Genomic DNA, 20731 nt, shown 5'->3' with positions numbered 1-20731 from the left:
CCGATTTGGCAAAAATGGGGGGCTTTTCCATGAAACTAGGCGCTCGTATACTGCTCGTACTACTATTGGCAGGAAGTGTACCGCTGACAGCAGCGGGAGTGTTTGCTTATCAGGAATCCAAGCAGGAATTGTTGAATGGAAGTGCCGCTACACTGGAAGCACTGCGTCACAGCAACAAGGAACAGGTGGAAAATTACTTTCGCGAGCGAGCCAGGAACGTGGATACGTTGGCTGCATCGGGAACAGTAATGTCCGCCCTTTCTTCGTTTGAGGACGTGTGGCGGCAAGGCGTGGAATCGCCTGCTTATGAAGAAGTGCAAGCGCGGTATACGAACGAATTGAAGATGGAGGTCGCTCGCTACGGCTTCGTAAATGCCATTCTGTTGAATGCACAAGGGGACATCGTGTACGAGACAAAGCCGCAGGCCGATTTCGGTACCAATCTCCTGACAGGCCCACACGCTGGCTCTGTACTTGGCCAGACTGTACAGCAAGTTCAGAAAACCCAAAGCGCAGAAATGTCAGATCTAGGCATTTACGAACCATCCGGAGGGGCGCCAGGGGTATACATTGCAGCGCCGATCTACGAACGAGGCTACATCATCGGGCAAATAGCAGTCGAAGTATCCATGGACTATATTTCAAGAATATTCAACCAACGGGAAGGGCTGGGGGAAACCGGGAAGATTTACTTGGTTGGTGGTCCGGACAAGCTCATGCGATCGCAACTGGGCAGTGGACCCAATACGTTGTTACAGCAAAAAGTAGATACGCCCATCGTCGATCAAGTCTTGCTCACCCAACAATCAGAAGGAACGGTCGAGAGTATGGATTACTTAGGTCAGCAAGTGCTCGTGTCCTACGATCAGGTTAAAGTGGGGAAAAAGACGTGGGCGATTTTGGCAGAGAGGAATATGACCGAAATACTGGAGGGCCCAACCCGCATTCGGAATGCCATGATTGCTTTTAATGGTGCCGTCCTCATGCTCATCGTCATCATCTCGTTATTTACAGCAAACTGGCTTCGCCGCTCGTTTCGCGGCATGCTTGCTGTCGCAGAACGGATCGGACATGGTGATTTTTCACGAGAGATTCCTGACAAGCTATTAAAACGAAAAGATGAATTAGGAGAACTGGCTGGGTCTCTCGTTACGATGCAGAAGCAATTGCGCAAAATCTTGTTTCAGATTCAGCAGGCAGCTGCTTCCGTTTCCGGGGCGGTGCGAAATATTCAGGGAAACACTAGTGAGATTGCTGCTTCCAGCCAGCAAATAGTCCTCGTCGTCGATCAAGTGGCTGCCTCTGCTGATAGCCAGGTTGAGAAAATGGGACAAACCTTGAATCTGGCTGTTGATTTGACGAAGGATGTGGAAGGAGTAACGGAAAATGTAGAGCGAGTGACCGTTTCTGCGGAAGAAATGAAGCAGCATGCCCACGCAGGCAGACGCGCGATCGCAGATGTGATGGACAGCATGGACGAAATCAATCGTTCGGTAGAAGCTGCAACGGATGTCATTCAAGTATTGGAAGGGCGCTCGAAGGACATTTCGAGAATTATCGCTGTCATTACAGAAATAGCCCGCCAGACGAATCTGCTCGCCTTGAATGCTGCGATTGAAGCGGCCAGAGCAGGAGAGCATGGCAAGGGATTCGCTGTCGTCGCAGGGGAAGTGCGTAAGCTGGCGGAGGATACCAACCATGCTGCCCAGCAGATCGTAGGCATGATTGGAGACGTGCAAAAGGATACGAAGGAAGCAGTATCCAGAATGGTCGAGGGTGCCCAAACAACTGCCCGTGGCATGAAGACAGCCCATCAATCGCAAGAGATGTTCCAGCACATCGAGGAAAACATCCTCGGGGTGTCGCAAGAAATTAACGGTGTTAGTGAAGCCTTCAAGCGTATGGCGCCAGATGCCAAACAGGTAGCTGTAGTCGCTGGGGAAGTATCGTCCGCATCGATGCAAGCGGCTGCTGGTGTCCAGAGCATCTCGGCTGCGGTAGAAGAGCAGAGTGCAGCGATGGAGCTCATCGCAGATGCTGCGAATCAGTTGGCGATTCTAGCAGAAGAGCTGAGAAGCTCCCTTGCAACCTTTGTCTCGCGCGAAAATTAAGAAAAAAGGGACGGAGCAAAAGCCGGTGAAAACTGCCTTTTCTCCCGTCTCTTTTTGTATTTTGGAAGGATATCTCACACAAAATGTTGAATGATAAGGACGATGGAGAGTTTCAAGCCGGAGGGACGTAAGCGTGCACAAACTAGATTGGGAACTATATCTGCTACCGTTCGAACAAGCTGTAGAAGAAATCAAAGTCAAAATTAAAAATATCCGTAACGAGCTGCGCAAACGCAAGGAGCATTCACCGATTGAGTTTGCGGTGGGCAGGCTCAAATCGATCCCGAGTATTTACAACAAGGCAAACCGCTTGCAGTTTCCTATTGATGAAAATATTTGCTGGGAAATTCGCGATATCGCTGGCATCCGTGTCATTTGCCAGTTTATCGATGATATACCGGCTGTCGTAGAGATGATCCGCAACCGCGGGGACATGCGTGTGTATTTGGAGAAGGATTATGTCTCTACCCCAAAAGAAAGCGGCTATCGCGGCTATCACCTTGCTGTGGAGTATCCGATCATGATGGCGGGTGGGCAAGTGACCATTCCGGTAGAAATTCAGATTCGCACATTGGGAATGAATTTTTGGGCGACGATTGAGCACTCGCTGAATTATAAATACGAGGGAATTATCCCATCCGATATACGGCAAAGATTGTTCGAAGCTGCCAAGGCGTCCTACAAGCTGGATAGTGAAATGAACAATATCCGGGACGAAATTAAAGACGCCCAAGCAGAGTTTACGAAAAAAGAAGTGCCGATGGAGTCATTATTATCGTTGGTGGAGCTGGATCTCGACGTCGATGCGGCAATGGACGAAGGAAGTATGAATGAAGGGGCTGGAGAAGAGAATGACAAGCGTTAATTGGCTGGAAGAAACACATAAACGCAAGGAAGAACTGATTGCGACGACGCAACAATTTTTGCAAATAAAAAGCGTACTCGACCCTGAGTCCGCGCGGGAAGGTGCCCCTTTCGGAGAAGGGATTCGGCAAGCGCTTGACTTTGCGCTAGGCGTATGTGAAAAGGCAGGCATGACAACCAAAGACGTCCGCGGGTATGCAGGGCACGCTGAATTCGGACAAGGCGAGGAATTGATCGGCATTCTGAGCCATGTCGATGTCGTACCGGAAGGCGATGGCTGGAGTACACCACCGTATGCAGCTGAGATCGTGGATGGACGCTTGGTGGCACGTGGTGCGATTGATGACAAGGGACCGACGATGGCGGCCATTTTCGCCGCGAAGATCGTGATGGAGCTTGGATTGCCGCTGTCGAAGCGCGTGCGCTTTATTTTTGGTACGGATGAAGAATCGAGCTGGCAATGTGTGAACACATATTTTGAAACGGAAGAAATGCCGACGATGGGCTTTACGCCAGATGCCGATTTCCCGCTGATCTATGCGGAGAAAGGCTTGACTGACCTGTCATTGCGCCAGAAGCTTGAATCCTTCCAAAGCCTCGGAATACCTGCTGCGGAAAATGTGGAGGCAAAGCTCGTTTCCTTGCAGGCTGGCTTGCGGATGAATATGGTTCCAGACAAGGCTGTAGCAACGCTTGCGCCAATTGGCTTGAATAGTGAGGCGATTGCACAAAGTTATCGTCAGCACTTGGATGCGACTGGCTTGAAAGGCAAGGCGGAGGAGCAGAATGGCCTCGTCGTGCTACACATGGAGGGCGTCTCGGTTCACGGAATGGACCCGAGCAAAGGTGTCAACGCGGGTACCGAGCTCATTCACTTTTTGCGCACCTTGTCCTTGGATGAACGGGGAGCAGTATTCGTAGGCTTGGCTGATCGTTATTTGCACAAGCAGCATTATGGGGAAGCGATCGGCATCGCGCATAATGATGAAGAAATGGGTGCGCTCACAGTGAACACAGGTGTGATCGAGTATGACGAAAAGCAGGATGCGCTTTTCCGTCTGAATATCCGTTACCCACATTCTGTTGCCTTCGAAAAATGGTCGGCCGTTTTGGCTGAACGATTCAGTGAAGGAGCATTTACGCTCGAAGTGGCTGAGCATCTGACACCGCACCGCGTCGACCCGAATCATCCTTTGGTGACGACACTACAACGCGTGTATACAGAACAAACGGGTGAGGAAGCTGGTATCATTGCAATTGGCGGCGCTACCTACGGCCGTTCGTTGGATGTTGGGGTAGCATTCGGACCGCTTTTCCCAGGACGACCTGACAGTGCTCACCAGCGAGATGAATATATTTTCGTGGATGACCTGATCAAAGCGACAGCGATTTACGCGCAAGCGATCTATGAATTAGCGAAGTAGAAAATAGGCAAACGGCTGGGCACAAGCTCCAGCCGTTTTTATTTTTGCTGAATGAGACGAGAGAAAAAACTTAGCAAATGCTGCGAAGGCAATTGAATCAAATGAGACAGCATGAAGATGCACTCGAGCGCATTCGGGACAGCGGTTGGGGAAACAATAATAAGGGAATTCAGTATCAAAAAGGAGATAAATGATGGACGATCTTACGAAATTGATCAAGGATTTGACGGAAACGGACGGAGTACCTGGGCACGAGCGCGAAGTCAGAGTAAAGATGGAGAAGTACTTGCAGCCTCTTTGCGATGAGTTGGTAAAGGATCGGCTGGGTGGAGTGCTCGGGAAGAAGACGGGTGCAGAAAACGGTCCGAAAATTTTGCTCGCGGGACATTTGGATGAAGTAGGCTTCATGGTGACACATATCACGCCAAAAGGGTACTTGCGTTTCATCCAACTTGGCGGATGGTGGACGCACAATATGCTCTCGCATCGTGTGAAGGTCAAGACACGCAAAGGTGAGTATCTGGGGCTCATTGGTTCGAAGGCACCACACGCGCTGGAAAAAGAAGAACGGGAAAAAGTCATGAAGCTCAAGGAGTTGTACATCGACATCGGGGCAAAAGATGAAGCGGATGCAAAGGAAATGGGTGTTCGCCCAGGTGACTGGATTGTCCCTGACAGTAATTTTACGACGATGCATGACGGAGAGCTGTGGGTCGCAAAGGCGCTCGATAATCGGGCGGGGTGCGCGATGGCAATCGAGGTACTGAAACGATTACAGACGGAAGAGCATCCGAATGTGGTATACGCTGGTGCAACCGTTCAGGAAGAAGTAGGGACTCGTGGTGCTGGCACGATAGCGAGGCTGGTTGAACCGGATATTGCTTTTGCTGTTGATGTTGGACTCGCGTATGACACACCTGGAAATGAATCGTATCCGATGACCTGCAATGTGGGAGACGGTCCGCTCGTCATGTTATTTGATGCTACGATGATTCCACATACCGGATTGCGTGATCTCGTATTCGACACAGCAGAGGAGCTCGGTATCAATATCCAAGTGGATGCCCTCGCAGGAGGTGGAACAGATGCAGCAAAATTCCATTTAAGCGGAATTGGCTGCCCATCGATTGTCGTCGGCTTTGCGACACGGTATATTCACAGCCATAATGCGATTATGTCCAAAAGCGATTTCGAGCAGGCTGCCCAACTGCTGACAGCCGTTATTAAGAAGCTCGATAAGGAAACGATTCAACAATTGATCGACAGATAGGCAAGGAAAGCAAAACCCTCCCCATGTATCAATGCATGGGGGAGGGTTTTCGTTTTGTTACTTGTTCTTCTCGGGGAGGTCTACCTTTATTTCCAGACCCTTAATAAACTGATCGTCTGTGACTGTTTCAGCGAAATGATCTTTTACGACAAAGGGCTTGATTATGAAATACTTCGGCTGTCCTTGTGCAGAAGCATAGCGGGCGTCAAATATGAGAGTGTTATCCTTGCGTTCTCCTTCTCCGTGGAGGGATGTCAGTTGACGGCCTTGGTCGTCAAACAGGGCAGCTCTGATGGACTTATCTGTTGTCTCGCCATCCAGTTTGACCGAATACAACAAGCGCGTCGTCACTGGCGTCACATTGACCTCGGATACTTCGAAAGAAATCCCATCGTTTGATTGAATAGCATTCGGTTTAAGCTGGATGGTGTTGCTCGTCGCTTTTTGGAACGGAATGTCCAGCTTGAAGGCTTGATCAATACCAGCAAGCTTAACAACTACTTCCGCATGGAATGAGTCTGGAATCTTGCCCGTAGAATTGTGGTCAGATGTCTTCAAAATTTCTTCGAAGACTAGAAAGTTTGGGTGCGATTCGCCAGCTGAGTAGAAAAAACCACCTGTTACCAAACTACCTGGGTCATCTTGCCCTTTTCCATCGATGCTAAAAGTGACATTTTCGATCGCGTCACTGAGTTTGACAACCTCCGTTCCCGTATCAAACATGCCGTCCTTCAGGTTTGGAGCCGTTACATTGAGGAGGTAGACAGCGCGTGTTCCGTCGAAGACCGTCTCTGTTACCTCGAGCTTCATGTCCTGGTGAGAAATACTTCTGTTTACCTGGGAAGAAAGACCTTGTTCGCCTGCCGCTCGTAAGCCGAGGTCCGCTTCGATGAAGCTAAAGAGACTGCCCACCAATGGGATCTGCTTAATCGATTGCGCCATGACTGGCGAGATAAATCCGGAGGTGAATACAGTTGCACCTAGAATGACTGCTGCGGCCGCAACATAGGGTGCTTTGCGTAATCGTTGGACTTTTCGTTCACGAGACATTTCCGGGAGAGCAGCGTATGTTGCATCCAGTCTAGCCCGTACCAATGGTGACATCGTCGAATCTTTTGTACGTTTGTACTCCTTTAGTTCTACATCGAATTTAGATTGATCCATAATGTATCTTCCCTTCCCGAAATGTATGTAATTTCTCCATCAAGTTGTTCCGTGCCCGACTGAGTCGCATTTTTGCAGCGCTCTCCGAAATTTCCAGTATCTCTGCTACTTGTCTTAAAGGCATGTCTTCAAAATAGTGAAGCACAATAACAAGGCGCTGCTGTTCATCCAATCTCTCAACGGCGTCCCGCAGGTCAATAAGTTCGTCTTTCGGTGAGAGTGACAATTGGATAGGGAATTCATCCATTAGAACGTTACGAGAGCGATTTGCTACGATCTTGTTGCATTCATTGATCAAAATTCGGAACATCCATGTCTTGAAAAATTGGGGCTCACGAAGTGAATGCACAGATTTAAAAGCTTTCAAAATGGTTTCCTGGAGAGCATCCGCAATATCTTCCTCCTTTTTCAGGATGGATTTAGCCGTATGGTACAAGGAGCTCTCGACTTGTTTGACAACAGCGATAAAAGCTTCACGATCTCCCTGTTTTGCCAAGAGAACCTGTTCTGTTAGATTCATCTTTCTCACTCCTTTCTGTGTTGGTTTTTCGCATTGACAGTAATTAGATCAGCGAGATCGATACATGGTCACATGATGTAAGCAAAAATTTTAGCGAGGCTTACTTCATCGTCGCGAGTCTTGAAGAAAAATGCCCGGGAGTTGAACGGTTTAGTTGTTTTTTCGAAAGGACTCCTTTAGTATAGGTAGGATAGGATTTCGCAAGGGCAACAACCTGCCTAGGATGAATTTTGATTGATGAGAGCCGGTTTTATCGCATCCACTGTCCATGCAGTCATGGTGTGGCGAATCGGATCGCTTGTGAAAGGAAGTGGAAGTTATGGCAAAATCGTTTGCGTCTTTTGGTTTTCGTCCGGAGCTGATGCAAGGGATTCAAGACCTGTATTATAAAGAACCAACACAAATTCAAGAGGAAGCCATTCCTCTCATTATGGAAGGCAAAGATCTGATCGGACAAGCTCAGACAGGTACGGGTAAAACAGCTGCATTCATGCTGCCGATCCTCAACGCATTGGATGAGGGAAAACGCGACATTCAAGCGCTCATCCTCACTCCGACGCGTGAGCTTTCCATCCAGATTGCCAAAGAAGTAGAAAAGCTGGGCAAACACCTGAATGTGAATGTACTCTCCCTGCACGGTGGAACGGATATCGACAAACAGCTGAGCAAGCTGAAAGAAACGGTTCAAGTTGTTGTAGGAACACCAGGACGTGTACTGGATCATATGAAGCGCGGATCGCTCCATTTCGGACGTATCTCCACATTAGTGCTGGATGAAGCCGATAAAATGATGGAAATGGGCTTCTTGGAAGATGTGGAGCAAGTGATCGTCCACACGCCTTCCCAGCGTCAGGTGCTGTTGTTCTCGGCTACGATGCCTGATCTGGTGAAAAAACTGGCGCACCGCTTCATGAAACAGCCTCCGCATATCAAGATCGAGGGCAAGCAGAAGACTGTGGAGCGCATTGAACAATTTTACTATGTAGTGAACCAAAGCGATAAGACGGATGCTCTCGTCGATGTGCTGGAGCAAGAGCAGCCGTTCTTGACCATTGTGTTTGCCAATACGCAAGTACGTGTGCAACAGCTTACAGCCCGCCTACAGGAAAATGGCCTATCGGCGAAAGCCCTGTACGGTGATTTGTCCCAAAACAAGCGGGAACAATTGATGAAGCAATTCCGTGAGATTCGTTTCCAATTTTTGATCGCGACAGACATCGCGGCTCGTGGACTCGATGTAGAAGGTGTAACTCACGTCATCAACTACGATTTGCCGAATGACGTGGACAGCTACATTCACCGCGTCGGTCGTACGGGTCGTGCGGGACAAAAAGGAAAAGCGATCTCCCTCATTTCACCTCGTCAGAAAAACTTGATGGCTCGCTTTGCCAAAGCGACGAAGGCTTCGATCGAAGAAAGAATTTTGCAGGAAGGACGCCATCTGGATGCCGGACGTCGTCAGCGCGCAGAAGAACGGGAAGCTCATTTCATTGAGCTGCGGGCGCAACAGACGAAAGAGCAACAGAAGGAAAAAGACAAAGAGTTCTCTCCTGTACGTGAAGCGATAAAGAAAAAGACGAAGGTAAAGCCAGGCTACAAAAAGAAGATGGCGCGTGAGCTGGGAGAACTGCAAACGCAGTATGAGAAAAACCGCAAGAAGGCTGAAGCGATTGCAGCACGCAAAGCGGGTAAATCTGCGAAGCCTGCCGATACGAAAAAAGCAGGAAAAGGTGGAGCCGCTCGTTCTGCCAAGGGTGGAAGACCGTTTAGTCAATCCCAAGGGAAATCTCGGGGAAAATAAGATAGAAAAGGCTGTCCAGATCCGAGAAGGATCTGGGCAGTTTTTTTGTAAAAACGCCTTTCGATTCTTGACTTTATACCCAACTAGAAGGTTTATACTCAGATCGAAGTAATGAGAGAGAAGGTGTGGAATTGTTCAAAATCAGCGAGTTTTCCCGACTGAGTCGAATTCCGTTGCAAACGTTGCGCTATTATGATCAGATTGGGATTCTAAAACCAGCAAAAATCGATGATACGACCGGGTACCGATATTACTGTGCCGAACAGCTTCTCCAGATCAATCGAATTGTCATCTTCAAAGAATTGGGGTTCACCTTGCAGCAGATCGCGCAATTGCTTCATGAGAATATACCAGCCGAACAAATTCGGGGCATGCTGCGGCTCAAAGAAAATGAAATCCAATCCCTGCTGGAGATGGAAATGGCAAAGCTTGCTCGTATTAAAGAACGAGTGCAGCTTGTTGAACGGGAGGGAAGGATCGAGAAGGAGCAAGAGGTGGTTTTGAAGCAGGTAGATGCTATGCACTTGATCTCCTATTCGGCACGGGGTACTGCTGAAGATATTCCTTGGCTGTTTCATATGTTCGACAGCATGCTTGATCCAAGCATGAAGTCATCCTTGACTGGTCCCAAAACAGTGCTATGGAAGGAAACCGGAACGAAGGATCAGCTTTTCGATTTTGGGGTGGGCTATGGCATTAAAACAGAATCTGTCAAACTGCCCGAGCAAATAGAACGAAGCTTCTTGCCTGCCGAGACAATGGCTACGCTACTATTCCGTTCGGATTCGACCATGAAAGAATCAGCTTGCCTGGATCTGGCTACGTGGATTGAACAGCATGGTTACTGTGTTCGAGATGAGCAGCCCGGCAGAGAAATCTATGTACCCTTATCAGAAGAACCTGGAGTTGAGCTCATAGAAATCCAGATTCCAATTGAAGCAAGGGGGCAAAGTGAGCATGGGGAATAAAGGGGTTGTCCATATTCTTGCTTTGGCAGTTTTCCTGATTGGGACAGTGGAGTATCTGATAAGCGGGATCATTCAAACGGTGGCAGCTGATCTGGGTGTCACGACGTCGTCTGCCGGATTGCTTGTCACTGCATTTGCCCTTTCTGCGGCAGTAGGAGCTCCTATTGTCATCGCTGCCACGATCCATCTTGACCGAAAAAAATTATTACTTATGATGCTTGGCATTTTTATTTTGAGCAACTGGCTGGTCTATGTGAGTCCTTCCTTTGAGATGATGCTGGTTACACGCATGATTCAAGGACTCAGTGGAGGAGTTGCTACTGTTGTTGCGATGGCGGTATCTACACGGCTAGTTGAAGAAGGCAATCGTGGGCGAGCAATCGGCATCATTTTGATGGGATTGAGCAGCTCACTTGTACTTGGCCTTCCCGTTGGCACTTTTTTAAGTGAAGCGATTGGTTGGAGACTACTGTTTATTATTATTGGACTGCTGGGCTTGGTTCCGTTGCTTGTCATTTATAAAAAAGTCCCGCCTATAAAAGCGCAGGAGGCTGTAACACCGCGGGCACAGCTAGCTGTTATAAAAAATAGAAAGATTCTTACTGCGGTTGTTATCACGCTGTTATACATCGGCGCTTATTCCACATTGTTTACCTATATTGCGCCTTTCCTGCTAACCCGGGCCGTGCTTTCGGCATCCGAGATTTCCGGGATTCTGTTTTTAGCAGGCATTTGCAGTTTTATGGGGTCAAAAATTGGAGGGGTTATTGCAGATCGCAAAGGGCCGAAGTTTACGATTTATTTTGGACTCTCCCTTCAGGCAGGTATGCTGCTTTTGCTATCGGTCATGGATGGAGTAATCACTACGTATATCGTGATCATCATGCTGTGGATGCTCGCCACTTGGGCAACGTCTCCGGCCCAACAGCTATATTTGGTTACCCAGGTGCCCCGTTCGCCGGATATCGCACTTAGCATCAATACATCCTTTATTCAATTTGGCTTCGCTTTGGGATCGTGGGTTGGGGGACTGGTGATCAGTAACTCCTCTGTGGAGCATCTGGGCTGGTCCGGATTTGTTATAGCGTTGCTGTCATTGTTGCTCGCGATCCGCTTGTTTTCCACAAAGAAAGAGCAGCTATCAGCGTAAGAAGATGGCGTATGATAACTTCTTGACTCTCTCGGCCGCATTATTTTAGGAATACGCCCCAAGATCATTCGTGTGGCAGAAAAAATGAAAGTTAAGCCATATTATCTCTTTAAAATATACGGTGATAGCGTCAAATCCCTTTTTATTATGAAGGAATTGGTATAATCATGATAAAAAGGAGGGGCACCACTATGGATCGGATTGATGAACAAATCCTTCGCTTATTGCGGGAAAATGCCCGAATCACCAGCTCCGACATCAGCAAGCAGGTCCATTTGTCCGTGCCTGCGGTCTCCGAGCGAATACGCAAGCTGGAGGATACAGGACTCATCAGGCAATTCACGGTAAAGCTGGATCGGGAGCAGCTAGGGCTTCACCTGATTGCGTTTGTGATGGTGCAAATCGAGAAAACGGAGCATATCGCTGGCTTCCGTGAAACGGTCATGCAGGCAGACTGTGTGCTGGAATGCCATCATATTGCGGGAGCTTACGACTATGTATTGAAGGTTGCCGTAAAAGGGACGGCTGATCTGGAACGATTTATCTCTGAAACATTGAAGCAAGTAGAAGGGATAAGCAAGACGAATACGATGATCGTCCTGTCTTCCATGAAAGAGGAGATGTGAGCCTGATGGCGATCTGGCACGGTCTATTATTCGGGATGATGCTCCAGCTATCTGTTGGTCCGGTCTGTCTGGCGGTGTTGCATCGCTCGATGACTCGGCGATTGCGAGATGCATTCATGATGGTACTGGGTGTTGCACTCGCAGATGCGGTTTATATGGGAGGGGCGATCGGGGGACTGTCGCTGCTGTTACAAATCCATTGGGTCAAACAGATGGTTTTGATTATCGGAGCCCTGATTTTGACTTGGTTTGGGATTCAAACCTTGCGTGCCATAAAAGGAAGAGGAGAACATGAACAGGCACCAGTTCAGCAGGCTCCATCTGGTCGAAGCAGCTTTTGGCACGGCGTGCTTCTGACGCTCGCAAATCCTCTGACTGTTCTGTTTTGGGCGGGAGTATTTGGCTCACTATTGGCATCTGGAACTTTTGTTCATTCAACGGAGTTGTTCTTGTTTGCGACAGGCTGTCTGTTATCGACTTTTTTGTTTCTGGGGCTGGTAGCTTTGTTGGCCGCGTATTTGGCTCGCTTTTTTCGTCCAGGATGGTTCAACGTTTTTCATGTGCTCAGTGGTGTCTTTCTAATTGGGTTTGCGATTGTCCTTTTCGCAAAAAGCGGTTTGAAGCCTCCATACTGGCCTTTTTAAAGGAATTTGGAATGACTGTATCGAATTTTAATAGAATACAGGAATTGCGATAGAAAATAGTGTTTTCCTCCCATGTGAATTGGGTAATAGATAGGAAGATAGAACCCTTTCTTGTAAAAGTACCATAGTACAGGGTGTGAGGAGAACCAGTGATGACGACGGATACGTGCTTGAAATGCGGCAGTCCGATGGGCCGGGGAGAGTACAGTTGCCAGGTTTGCGGAGAAAACGAAATGCAAGACTACCAGATGATTCGCAATTACGTGAGAACGTATCCGAATTCGAATGCGATGCAAATTGCCAACGCAACAGGGATATCTGTTTCAAAAATATTGCGTTATATTAGAAATGGCTCTTTGTCCGTAGTAGACAATCCGTCCCGCAGAGGGCGATCATAAGAAAAAGAGAAAAGCCCAAAAGCAGTCACGAATGCATTTCGTGTAGCTTTGTGGGCTTTTTTATTTTGGATGGAAATCTACAACCAGCGTAGACCTTTTGGATAATGATTTTTGAGTTGCCCCTCTGATTGCTTGCCCCAACCGATGGAGAATCCCTCTACAGTAACCAGCGTCCAACCACTTTCCCCTTCACGCGTGAGCGCTTCTCCTTTTAAGTACCGCAACAGTTCAGGAGCGTCCGCGCCATACGAAGCGACACGAGCTGCCTCCGCAGGAGAGAGCGCGAGTGCCAAGGCGTGTGCAGGTTCAAATCTGTTCTTCTTTACGGTTCCTAGATGCAGACCGACGCGCGCGACCTTGAGCTTGTTCCAGTCGAGCTCGGGGGCAGGTGAGTAGTAGAGCTGCTCGCCAAATAAAAGAAAAGCAGATTCATCTTCAAATGGTTTGGAGAGCGCAGGGAGTGCTTCGGCTGCGAATGTACGCCAGGCTGCCAGGGCTTCTTTTCGACCTGCCGGAGCTGACTTTGCTGCGCGCTTTTCTTTACGCTTCCCGGAAGGTTCATGAACTTCAGCGGTCTCACTCTTTTGCAGCTTGGCGAGGTAATGACCTTCTCCCTGTAGACGATGCGGCCACAATCTGGCTGTCTGGGTGAGCTGCTCATTTTGCGGCGACGCCCACTCGGGTTGACCAGCAGAAAAGCAATCTGCATGTGGCAGCGGGACGATCTCAAATTCCGGGTGACGGCCGAGGAAGTTAACCAGGGACTGCTCGTTTTCCAACGGAGCGAATGTGCAGGTGGAGTAGACCAACGTCCCGCCTGGCTTCAGCATAGCAGCGGCCGCATCGAGAATATCGCCTTGCATGACATGGCACTCCGTTACTTTTGCTGGGCTCCAGTCTTCGATTGCTTCGGGCAGCTTGCGAAACATTCCTTCGCCAGAGCAAGGAGCGTCTACTAAAATTCGGTCAAAAAACTGAGGGAATCGCTCTTGTAAGCGTTCGGGCGTTTCGTTGGTCACGACGGCATTGGTCACGCCGCAGCGCTCCAGATTTTCTGACAAGGCTTTTGCCCGAACAGGATGGATTTCGTTTGCCACGAGCATTCCTTGTCCATGCAAAAACGCTGCAAGCTGCGTCGATTTACCCCCTGGCGCTGCACACAGGTCGAGGATTCGCTCACCAGGTTGTGCACCGAGTGCTTCGGCAGCGGACATCGCGCTTGGCTCCTGCAAATAGTACATGCCAGCGGAGTGAAAAGGATGCTTGCCGGGACGAGCAGGCTCTTTGTAGCGAAACCCGTTTTCGCACCAAGGGACTGCTTCTACAGCAAACGGCGAGATTTTCAAAAAAACGTCACGCTCCACCTTCAACGGATTGACTCGCAAGCCGTGTGTCACAGGCTGATCATATGAGGAAACGAAGGCCTCATAGTCATGTCTGAGCAAGGTTTTCATGCGCTCGATAAATGATGTTGGTAAAATTTTTGTCATAACAGCCTCCGATGTCAGATTTTGGCCCCATGTGAAAGGAAAAGATAGAATCATGGCGAATCATAGAGAATGAGGTGAGAGCATTATGGAAGGATCCCGTGCAAAACGCTACCGCTCCCGGCGGAGGAATGACTCGGAAGTAAGCCGGTTTTGGATCATGGGGTTGTTGTTCTCACTGCTGGTGCTCGCTTTTGAATTCTTTATCGAAATACCCGCCGATGCAGATTGGCTGACCGATATGGAGATGGCTTTGTTTTCTGCCAGCTTTACGTTGCTTGCCTTTTATCTGCTCGGACTTACCTTTGCCTTTTCACGCCACCAAAAGGCAGGGAAGATCAATCACCAAATCATCATCTATGTATGGTTGGGTGCGATCTTGTTTCACTTATTCCTGCTCATCAGCAATTTGTCCAATCAGCATGTGTACAAGGCAGGGATCATTCTATTTTTAGGACCATTGTTTTTAACTGTCTACCATTTTATCACGTACTTGGCAGCTTTGCGCGAGGAGCGTGAGGAGCAGGAGGCAGCTACAACAGCTACGCTCGAGCGTACGGCCTACCAGATGATTCTGGAGGGTGGGCGTGTATACAGCGAGCTGAGTCGCCTGAAAACAGAATATCCAGAAGTGGAGCAAATGCTTCGTGCCAACGATTTTCACGATAAACTGGAGCGCTATGCTTTGGAAATGCAGCAGTATTTGCAGGTGAAGCATTTTGAGCGTAAAGACGTGGAGCTCTTGGAGGGTCACTATTATTTCTTGGAAAACTTGCTGAGCTTGGCGAAACAACATCCGGGAATAATCGAGTCCCGCGTATATAGCCGCCGAGGTGACAATTGATGGGTACAAAGGAGAGGGAAGCGGATGTTTTGGAAAAAAGACAAAGGCCTGGCAGAAAAAGAGACAGCAGCGACGACAGCCACAACCACAATGGCAGGACAGCAAGACGCATGGAAACATGAGCTTCGCGGTCTTTACGAACAGATGGGTGCAATCCTCGCTTCGGACCAAGCGATGAACGCCGATTCCGATCAAATGGTGCGATTGGTGACGAGAATGAAGCGTGCCGTAGAGAATATCCAGGCCATTAATGAGCGGGATGATGAATCTGCGAGCCAGTTGTCGGTTCGAGGGGAGCGCCTGACAGACATCTGTAAACAATCGGTAGCGCGTGCAGATGAAGGCAAGAAGGCTATGACGGACGTTGTGGAAGTCATGAGCCTGCTCGACAAAGAATCGGTTCATACGTCCAAGTCCATGAGCCGCTTGGAAGAGCGTTCTTCGGAAATTACGAGTATTGTCAAGGTAATCAGTGACATTACGAATCAGACTAACCTTCTCGCTCTGAATGCAGCGATAGAAGCTGCACGTGCGGGGGAACAAGGCCGAGGCTTTGCTGTCGTAGCGGATGAAGTACGGAAGCTGGCAGAGATGACAGCGAACTCGACCAAGACGATTGCGGAATTGATCGGCAAGATTCAAGAAGAAATCAAGGAAGCATTGTCCAACAGTGAAAAAAGCAGCAGTGCGATTAAAAATGGACTTTCCATCAGCAAGGATGCTGCACAGAAGACGGATCAGATCGCGAACGCTTTCCAGGTACTGAACGGCGAAGTGGCGGGTGTGATGGAAATCATCGCGCATCAAAAGCGTTTTGCTGACGATGTGTCCCAGCAGGTACGTGAGGCAAAGGGCTTACTGGACGAGCTGAATGAAGGCATCACCAAGCACGTAAGAGACGCCAACGCGGTAGAGCAAATGCTCGCGACGAGCGTAAAGGATGTCAAAAAGTTATTGTGATCATGAGGAAGAAAAATTAGAAGTCCGTATCCAAGCGATGCGGACTTTTTGATATTTGTTCTTTCCTTTCACGAAATATTTACATGTTTACGTTTGACTATTCGAAATGGAGTACTATAATCAAAGTAGGTTTCTCCATATCTTTCCTTTTTTCGACAAAATCTTATCAGCATTCGCTATGAATGGGCAAACCCATTGAAAAGTGGGGACGCAAAGCCACGGGCCTAATGTACACGTTACGATGGCAGCCGGGTTGCCAACGAGCAGTGTATTTTGCTGTTTTAGTATGACGGCTCCTTTCATGCGAAAGGGGCCTATTTATTTTTCAAAAGGGGAGTGGTTGTAGCATGTCAATCCTTCAAACACTGGACAAGCAGTACATCAATGGGGAGTGGCGCGACGGACTTGGCGCGAAGACATTGCAAGATATCAACCCTTACAACGGGGAAGTCATCGCAGAATTCAAAATGGCAAATCTGGAGGATATCGACGCGGCTTACAAGGCGGCAGCCAACGCGAAAAAAGAGTGGGATGAAGTGAATGCCTATACCAAATCCCGAATGTTGGAGCGTGCTGTTCGCTATATCGAAGAGCATGAAGAAGAAATCATTCAGATCATCATTCGTGAACTAGGTGGAACCCGACTGAAGGCATTTTTTGAGATCGGGCTTGTGAAGGATATTATTCGCGAGGCGGCTACGTTCCCGGTGCGCATGGAAGGAAAAATTCTCCCTTCTCCCGTAGACGGAAAGGAAAATCGCTTGTATCGGATTCCCGCAGGAGTTGTCGGCGTCATCAGTCCGTTCAACTTCCCGTTCTATCTGTCGATGAAGTCCGTAGCTCCAGCTCTTGGCGCGGGCAACGGTGTCGTCCTCAAACCGCATGAACACACGCCAATCACGGGAGGGACTCTCATCGCGAAAATTTTTGAAGAAGTAGGTCTGCCCAAAGGCTTGATCAACGTCGTTGTAACGGATATTGCTGAAATTGGCGATGGGTTTGTCTCCCACCCGATTCCGCGCATCCTTTCGTTTACAGGCTCTAGCCAAGTAGGAAGCCATATCGCGCAAGTGGCAGCGAAGCATTTCAAGAAGGCGATTTTGGAGCTAGGCGGCAATAGTGCCCTGATTGTTTTGGAGGATGCGGATCTCCAGTATGCCGTCAATGCAGCGGTATTCAGCCGCTTTACCCACCAAGGTCAGATTTGCATGTCGGCTAACCGGGTTCTGGTTCACCAAGATGTATACGATAAATTCCTCGGTCTGTATGTGGAAAAAGTATCTGGTCTCAAGGTAGGCGACCCAAATGATCCAGACACGGTAATCGGTCCACTCATCAATCAACGGCAAGTCGCCAACCTGATGGCAACGATCGATGAGGCGATACGCGAAGGAGCCGTTCCTGCACTGAAAGGGGAAGTAAAAGGAAACGTGGTCGAGCCGATTGTTTTGACAGGTGTGACCACAGACATGTCCATTGCATCGAAAGAGCTGTTTGGTCCGGCTGTTTGCATCATGTCGTTTGCTTCCGAGGAAGAAGCAATTCGTATGGCGAACGAGACACCATTTGGATTGTCCGGGGCGATTCATACCCGCGATCTGGAGAGAGGTGCCCAGATGGCCAAGCGCATTGAGACCGGCATGATTCATATCAACGATGGAACGATCAATGACGAACCAATTGTGGCGTTCGGCGGTGAAAAGCATTCCGGATTGGGACGCTTGAATGGTCAATGGAGCCTAGAAGAGTTTACTACGCTAAAATGGATTTCGGTTCAGCACAAGAAGCGTCAATTTCCGTACTAATGCTAGCAAAAGATAGAGGTGAAGAGGGTCATGAACGGATACGAAGGATGGAACGAAACAGAAGCCTCCGAAAAGGGGAAAAATGCAGAACTTCTCGAGGCTTTCATCAAGGTTGCTCCCTATTTAAATGATTTGCTCAACGATGACATTACCATTGGGGTCTACGACACGGAAAAGCTATTGCGCAATGTGCCTGCCCAAACATTTTCCCTGCAGGTAAAGTCTGGTGATCCACTCCAGGAGGGAGATGTGATCACCAACGCGATTCAAAAAAACACCAAGCAGGCGATGATGGTTCCCAAGGAATTATTTGGTTTTCCTCTCGTCGCACGGGCGATCCCCTTGCATGATCACACGGGAAAAGTTATCGGCGGTGTTGGCATTGGTTCGAGTATGGAGCGAGCCAATGAGCTGTATGAAATTGCCGCAAATCTCTCGAGCGTCGTCGAGCAGGTCAGTGCCACCACACACGAGATGGCCGTGCAGATCGGGAATTTGAACGAGCAAATGAAGGCGATCTCAGAGCAAGCCAATGATGTGAGCCAAAGTACAACTGAGATCGAGCAAATTACACTCGCCGTGAAAAAAATCGCTGATCAAAGTAACATTTTGGGACTGAATGCGAGCATTGAGGCTGCGAGAGTAGGAGATGCAGGGCGTGGATTCGCTGTCGTCGCGAATGAGGTTCGCAATATGGCGACAGATTCACGGACGAATGCAGACAAAATCAAGCAAACCACGGATTCCATCCGGGATTTGATAACCCTGCTACAAAATTCGATTGAATTGATCAATCAAACCATGGAGAGTCAGGCAGCCGCTACGGAGGAAATTTCTGCGACGATGGTCGAAGTGAGCGACAATACGAATAAGCTAGCAGGGCTTGCCCAAGAAGTGTTTGAAATAAAGTAAGCCCATACATGTAACAAAATTCCCCTCTCAGGAGTCTAACTCTAGAGAGGGGAATTTTTCCTTTAGTTCTTATTTGTAGTGGGTAGTGGATGCTCCAGCATATAGCGATAAACCGGTACTTCATCGCCCTTTTCAACGGGCAGGAAGTTAAACGTGACATAGCTGTCCACTGATTCCGGTTCCAGGGCCAACGCAATAAAGTTCGCGTTTGGTTGGGCCATGCTGAACACGTAACTACCCGCAGGAAAGGTTTTCGTTGTTTCTGTTACATTTGCAGTCACTTGATTGGTGAAATGCCCATTCTCGTATATCGTATTCACCTTGTTTTCCAAAATGGTGTAGCTTTCTACCGCTATGGTCGTTTCTTTTGATAGCTTGCTTACCGAAACACCGAGCAGTTCCAGCTTGGCTGCAACGTCATGATAGCCAGGAGGCATGAGATAAGCAGTGGGGCGCTCACGTTCGAGTACAGGATAGGCATCTGTAGAGCTTACCCAGTCGATAGGGGTAGACACTTTTTTTGCTGTTGCGAGATCGACTACTTCGAGAGATTGACCCGGTATTCGCTTATTCTCACTCAGGATAACGAGTTTGTCGTTGTCGTTTGCCTTTTTGCCTTTTTCCGTGATTTCTGCGCGTGCCTGGGTCACGGCGGACTTGATTGCCTTGGCGTTGGCCGCTGTTGATTGAATGACAGCAGCGTGAGTTATGGCCTGACTGTATACACGTCGTTCAAAATCGGCGCGTCCAATGCCGATGCCGCGTGTTTCCACCAAAAATGTTAACGTGTTTTTCAATCCCAAGGCATTGCGTCCGATTCTTGTCTCTGTGCTGCCTTCTGTTGCGGTCACTTTTCCGTCCTTGCCTTTTGCCAGCGTATAGTAAGCGTGATGAGAAAGTTGCTCCTTGTCGAGTGCTTTTTGAACGTCAGCCAAGAGCAGGTTGTCTGACATTTTGCGCAGGTTGGTGGGGATATTCAAGTTTTTCGCAGAGGAGATCAGAACATCGTAGGAAGAGATCGCGCCTTTTTCTCCAACATCGCGAAGCTGGCTGGAAGAGACGCCGTATTCGTGGGCATCAAGCACCACATCAGGGTGATAGGTATTCATGGCTTGGTGAACCGCTTGCACCTCTGGATATTCTACCTTCATGTAGTCGCGGTTGGCATCCAGCTCTGTCGCGATGTAGCGTTTGAATTGGTAGGAGCCATCCGGGTTGATGCGAGGAACAATCGCAACGTTTACGTTATCCAAGAGGTCGGTCCCAAGCTTTCCCTCTGCCAACCATTTGGCGATCACAAGAGCAGATTCACCAGCGGCGGGCTCATTCCCGTGGATTTGTGCCTGTAGCCAGATGAGTGGCTTCTCATTGGTTTGTTTGAGCTTGCCGTGGTCTTTGCTGAATAACAGCAGGGGGATGTCCCGACCTTCCAATGATGTCCCGATGGATAGCAGCTGGATTTCCTTGTTGCCTGCAACCAATTTGCTTATGTAAGCCATCATTTCTTCCTGGGACGTAAAAGCTTCTTTTCCTTCTTGGAAGCCGGGTGTCCCGAACCGGATAGTTGGCTTGGGAAACAAGCTCTCAATCTGTGCAGGTTGTACATAGGTTGGCCCAATTCCGTAATAAGGAATGTGGGTTTGTGGTTCAGCTTGGGTGATTGAGGGGCTGGTGAACAGAGATATTACGAGTGCTGTAGAAACAACGTAGCGTACTTTCTTGTCCATAAATTCCCTCCTGCGTAATAGAAGTAGACACCTATGGTTAATTTATCAGACTATTT

General features: G+C 48.8%; 18 protein-coding genes and 1 riboswitch. Of the genes, 14 read left to right on the top strand and 4 right to left on the bottom strand.

Features of this window, described 5'->3' with window-relative positions; genetic code table 11:
• Window positions 1-29 precede the first annotated feature (29 nt).
• From HP401_RS20260 to HP401_RS20245, 4 genes are all read left to right on the top strand, one after another.
• Entirely contained in the window at window positions 30-2111 is a 2082-nt protein-coding gene (locus HP401_RS20260; protein ID WP_173606314.1) for a methyl-accepting chemotaxis protein, read from the top strand.
• Window positions 2112-2244: 133 nt separating this feature from the next.
• Window positions 2245-2976: a GTP pyrophosphokinase gene (locus tag HP401_RS20255; RefSeq protein WP_173606313.1), complete on the top strand. Its 732-nt coding sequence runs from the start codon at window positions 2245-2247 to the stop codon at window positions 2974-2976.
• Complete coding sequence (gene pepV / locus HP401_RS20250) at window positions 2963-4399, top strand: dipeptidase PepV (protein ID WP_173606312.1); 1437 nt, start codon at window positions 2963-2965, stop codon at window positions 4397-4399. The genes HP401_RS20255 and pepV overlap by 14 nt, the downstream gene beginning before the upstream one ends.
• Before the next feature lie 193 nt (window positions 4400-4592).
• Complete coding sequence (locus HP401_RS20245) at window positions 4593-5669, top strand: M42 family metallopeptidase (RefSeq protein ID WP_172801889.1); 1077 nt, start codon at window positions 4593-4595, stop codon at window positions 5667-5669.
• A gap of 57 nt (window positions 5670-5726) precedes the next feature.
• Here the strand turns inward: HP401_RS20245 and HP401_RS20240 are convergent, their stop codons facing one another.
• Together HP401_RS20240 and HP401_RS20235 are read right to left on the bottom strand one after the other, a co-directional pair.
• The gene (locus HP401_RS20240; RefSeq protein WP_173606311.1) at window positions 5727-6833 is read right to left on the bottom strand and encodes a DUF4179 domain-containing protein; all 1107 of its coding nucleotides are present in this window, start codon (window positions 6831-6833) and stop codon (window positions 5727-5729) included.
• On the bottom strand, window positions 6820-7353 hold the full coding sequence (locus HP401_RS20235) for an RNA polymerase sigma factor (protein ID WP_173606310.1): 534 nt from the start codon (window positions 7351-7353) through the stop codon (window positions 6820-6822). The genes HP401_RS20240 and HP401_RS20235 overlap by 14 nt, the downstream gene beginning before the upstream one ends.
• A 319-nt stretch (window positions 7354-7672) precedes the next feature.
• Here HP401_RS20235 and HP401_RS20230 point away from each other — a divergent pair, with 319 nt between their 5' ends.
• The 6 genes from HP401_RS20230 (at window position 7673) to HP401_RS20205 (ending at window position 12940) form a co-directional block, all read left to right on the top strand.
• Window positions 7673-9154 carry a DEAD/DEAH box helicase gene (locus tag HP401_RS20230; RefSeq protein ID WP_173606309.1) on the top strand — a complete coding sequence of 494 codons (1482 nt, stop codon included), beginning with the start codon at window positions 7673-7675 and terminating at the stop codon, window positions 9152-9154.
• Between the two features lie 131 nt (window positions 9155-9285).
• Window positions 9286-10122 (top strand): MerR family transcriptional regulator, encoded by an 837-nt coding sequence (locus HP401_RS20225; RefSeq protein ID WP_173606345.1) that lies wholly within the window; start codon window positions 9286-9288, stop codon window positions 10120-10122.
• Window positions 10112-11272, top strand: coding sequence for an MFS transporter (locus HP401_RS20220; RefSeq protein ID WP_173606308.1), 1161 nt, complete (start codon window positions 10112-10114; stop codon window positions 11270-11272). Before HP401_RS20225 ends, HP401_RS20220 begins: the two co-directional genes overlap by 11 nt.
• Window positions 11273-11463: 191 nt before the next feature.
• Window positions 11464-11898, top strand: coding sequence for an Lrp/AsnC family transcriptional regulator (locus tag HP401_RS20215; protein ID WP_173606307.1), 435 nt, complete (start codon window positions 11464-11466; stop codon window positions 11896-11898).
• A 5-nt stretch (window positions 11899-11903) separates the two neighbouring features.
• Window positions 11904-12542 (top strand): LysE family translocator, encoded by a 639-nt coding sequence (locus HP401_RS20210; RefSeq protein ID WP_173606306.1) that lies wholly within the window; start codon window positions 11904-11906, stop codon window positions 12540-12542.
• A 152-nt stretch (window positions 12543-12694) separates the two neighbouring features.
• Window positions 12695-12940, top strand: coding sequence for a hypothetical protein (locus HP401_RS20205; protein ID WP_015892597.1), 246 nt, complete (start codon window positions 12695-12697; stop codon window positions 12938-12940).
• Between the two features lie 77 nt (window positions 12941-13017).
• On the opposite strand, the gene HP401_RS20200 is transcribed toward HP401_RS20205, so the two are convergent.
• A complete protein-coding gene (locus HP401_RS20200; RefSeq protein WP_173606305.1) occupies window positions 13018-14430 on the bottom strand; it encodes an RsmB/NOP family class I SAM-dependent RNA methyltransferase in 1413 nt (470 codons plus the stop codon).
• Window positions 14431-14515: 85 nt separating this feature from the next.
• Here HP401_RS20200 and HP401_RS20195 point away from each other — a divergent pair, with 85 nt between their 5' ends.
• The 4 genes from HP401_RS20195 to HP401_RS20180 all read left to right on the top strand — a co-directional run bounded on the left by HP401_RS20195 (window position 14516) and on the right by HP401_RS20180 (window position 18948).
• Entirely contained in the window at window positions 14516-15271 is a 756-nt protein-coding gene (locus tag HP401_RS20195) for a hypothetical protein (protein WP_015892595.1), read from the top strand.
• Between the two features lie 24 nt (window positions 15272-15295).
• A complete protein-coding gene (locus tag HP401_RS20190; RefSeq protein WP_173606304.1) occupies window positions 15296-16231 on the top strand; it encodes a methyl-accepting chemotaxis protein in 936 nt (311 codons plus the stop codon).
• 175 nt (window positions 16232-16406) lie between these two features.
• Window positions 16407-16492: riboswitch (cyclic di-GMP riboswitch) on the top strand.
• 86 nt (window positions 16493-16578) lie between these two features.
• The gene (gene yfmT, locus HP401_RS20185) at window positions 16579-18036 is read left to right on the top strand and encodes a benzaldehyde dehydrogenase (protein WP_173606303.1); all 1458 of its coding nucleotides are present in this window, start codon (window positions 16579-16581) and stop codon (window positions 18034-18036) included.
• 30 nt (window positions 18037-18066) lie between these two features.
• Window positions 18067-18948 carry a methyl-accepting chemotaxis protein gene (locus HP401_RS20180; protein ID WP_173606302.1) on the top strand — a complete coding sequence of 294 codons (882 nt, stop codon included), beginning with the start codon at window positions 18067-18069 and terminating at the stop codon, window positions 18946-18948.
• Window positions 18949-19010: 62 nt separating this feature from the next.
• On the opposite strand, the gene HP401_RS20175 is transcribed toward HP401_RS20180, so the two are convergent.
• On the bottom strand, window positions 19011-20675 hold the full coding sequence (locus HP401_RS20175; protein ID WP_173606301.1) for a M14 family metallopeptidase: 1665 nt from the start codon (window positions 20673-20675) through the stop codon (window positions 19011-19013).
• Window positions 20676-20731: the final 56 nt, after the last annotated feature.

The organism is Brevibacillus sp. HB2.2 (assembly GCF_013284275.1).
In the GTDB taxonomy this organism is placed as follows: domain Bacteria; phylum Bacillota; class Bacilli; order Brevibacillales; family Brevibacillaceae; genus Brevibacillus; species Brevibacillus brevis_D.
The sequence above is the reverse complement of the archived record's forward strand: the minus strand, read 5'-3'. Positions and strand labels throughout refer to the sequence as shown.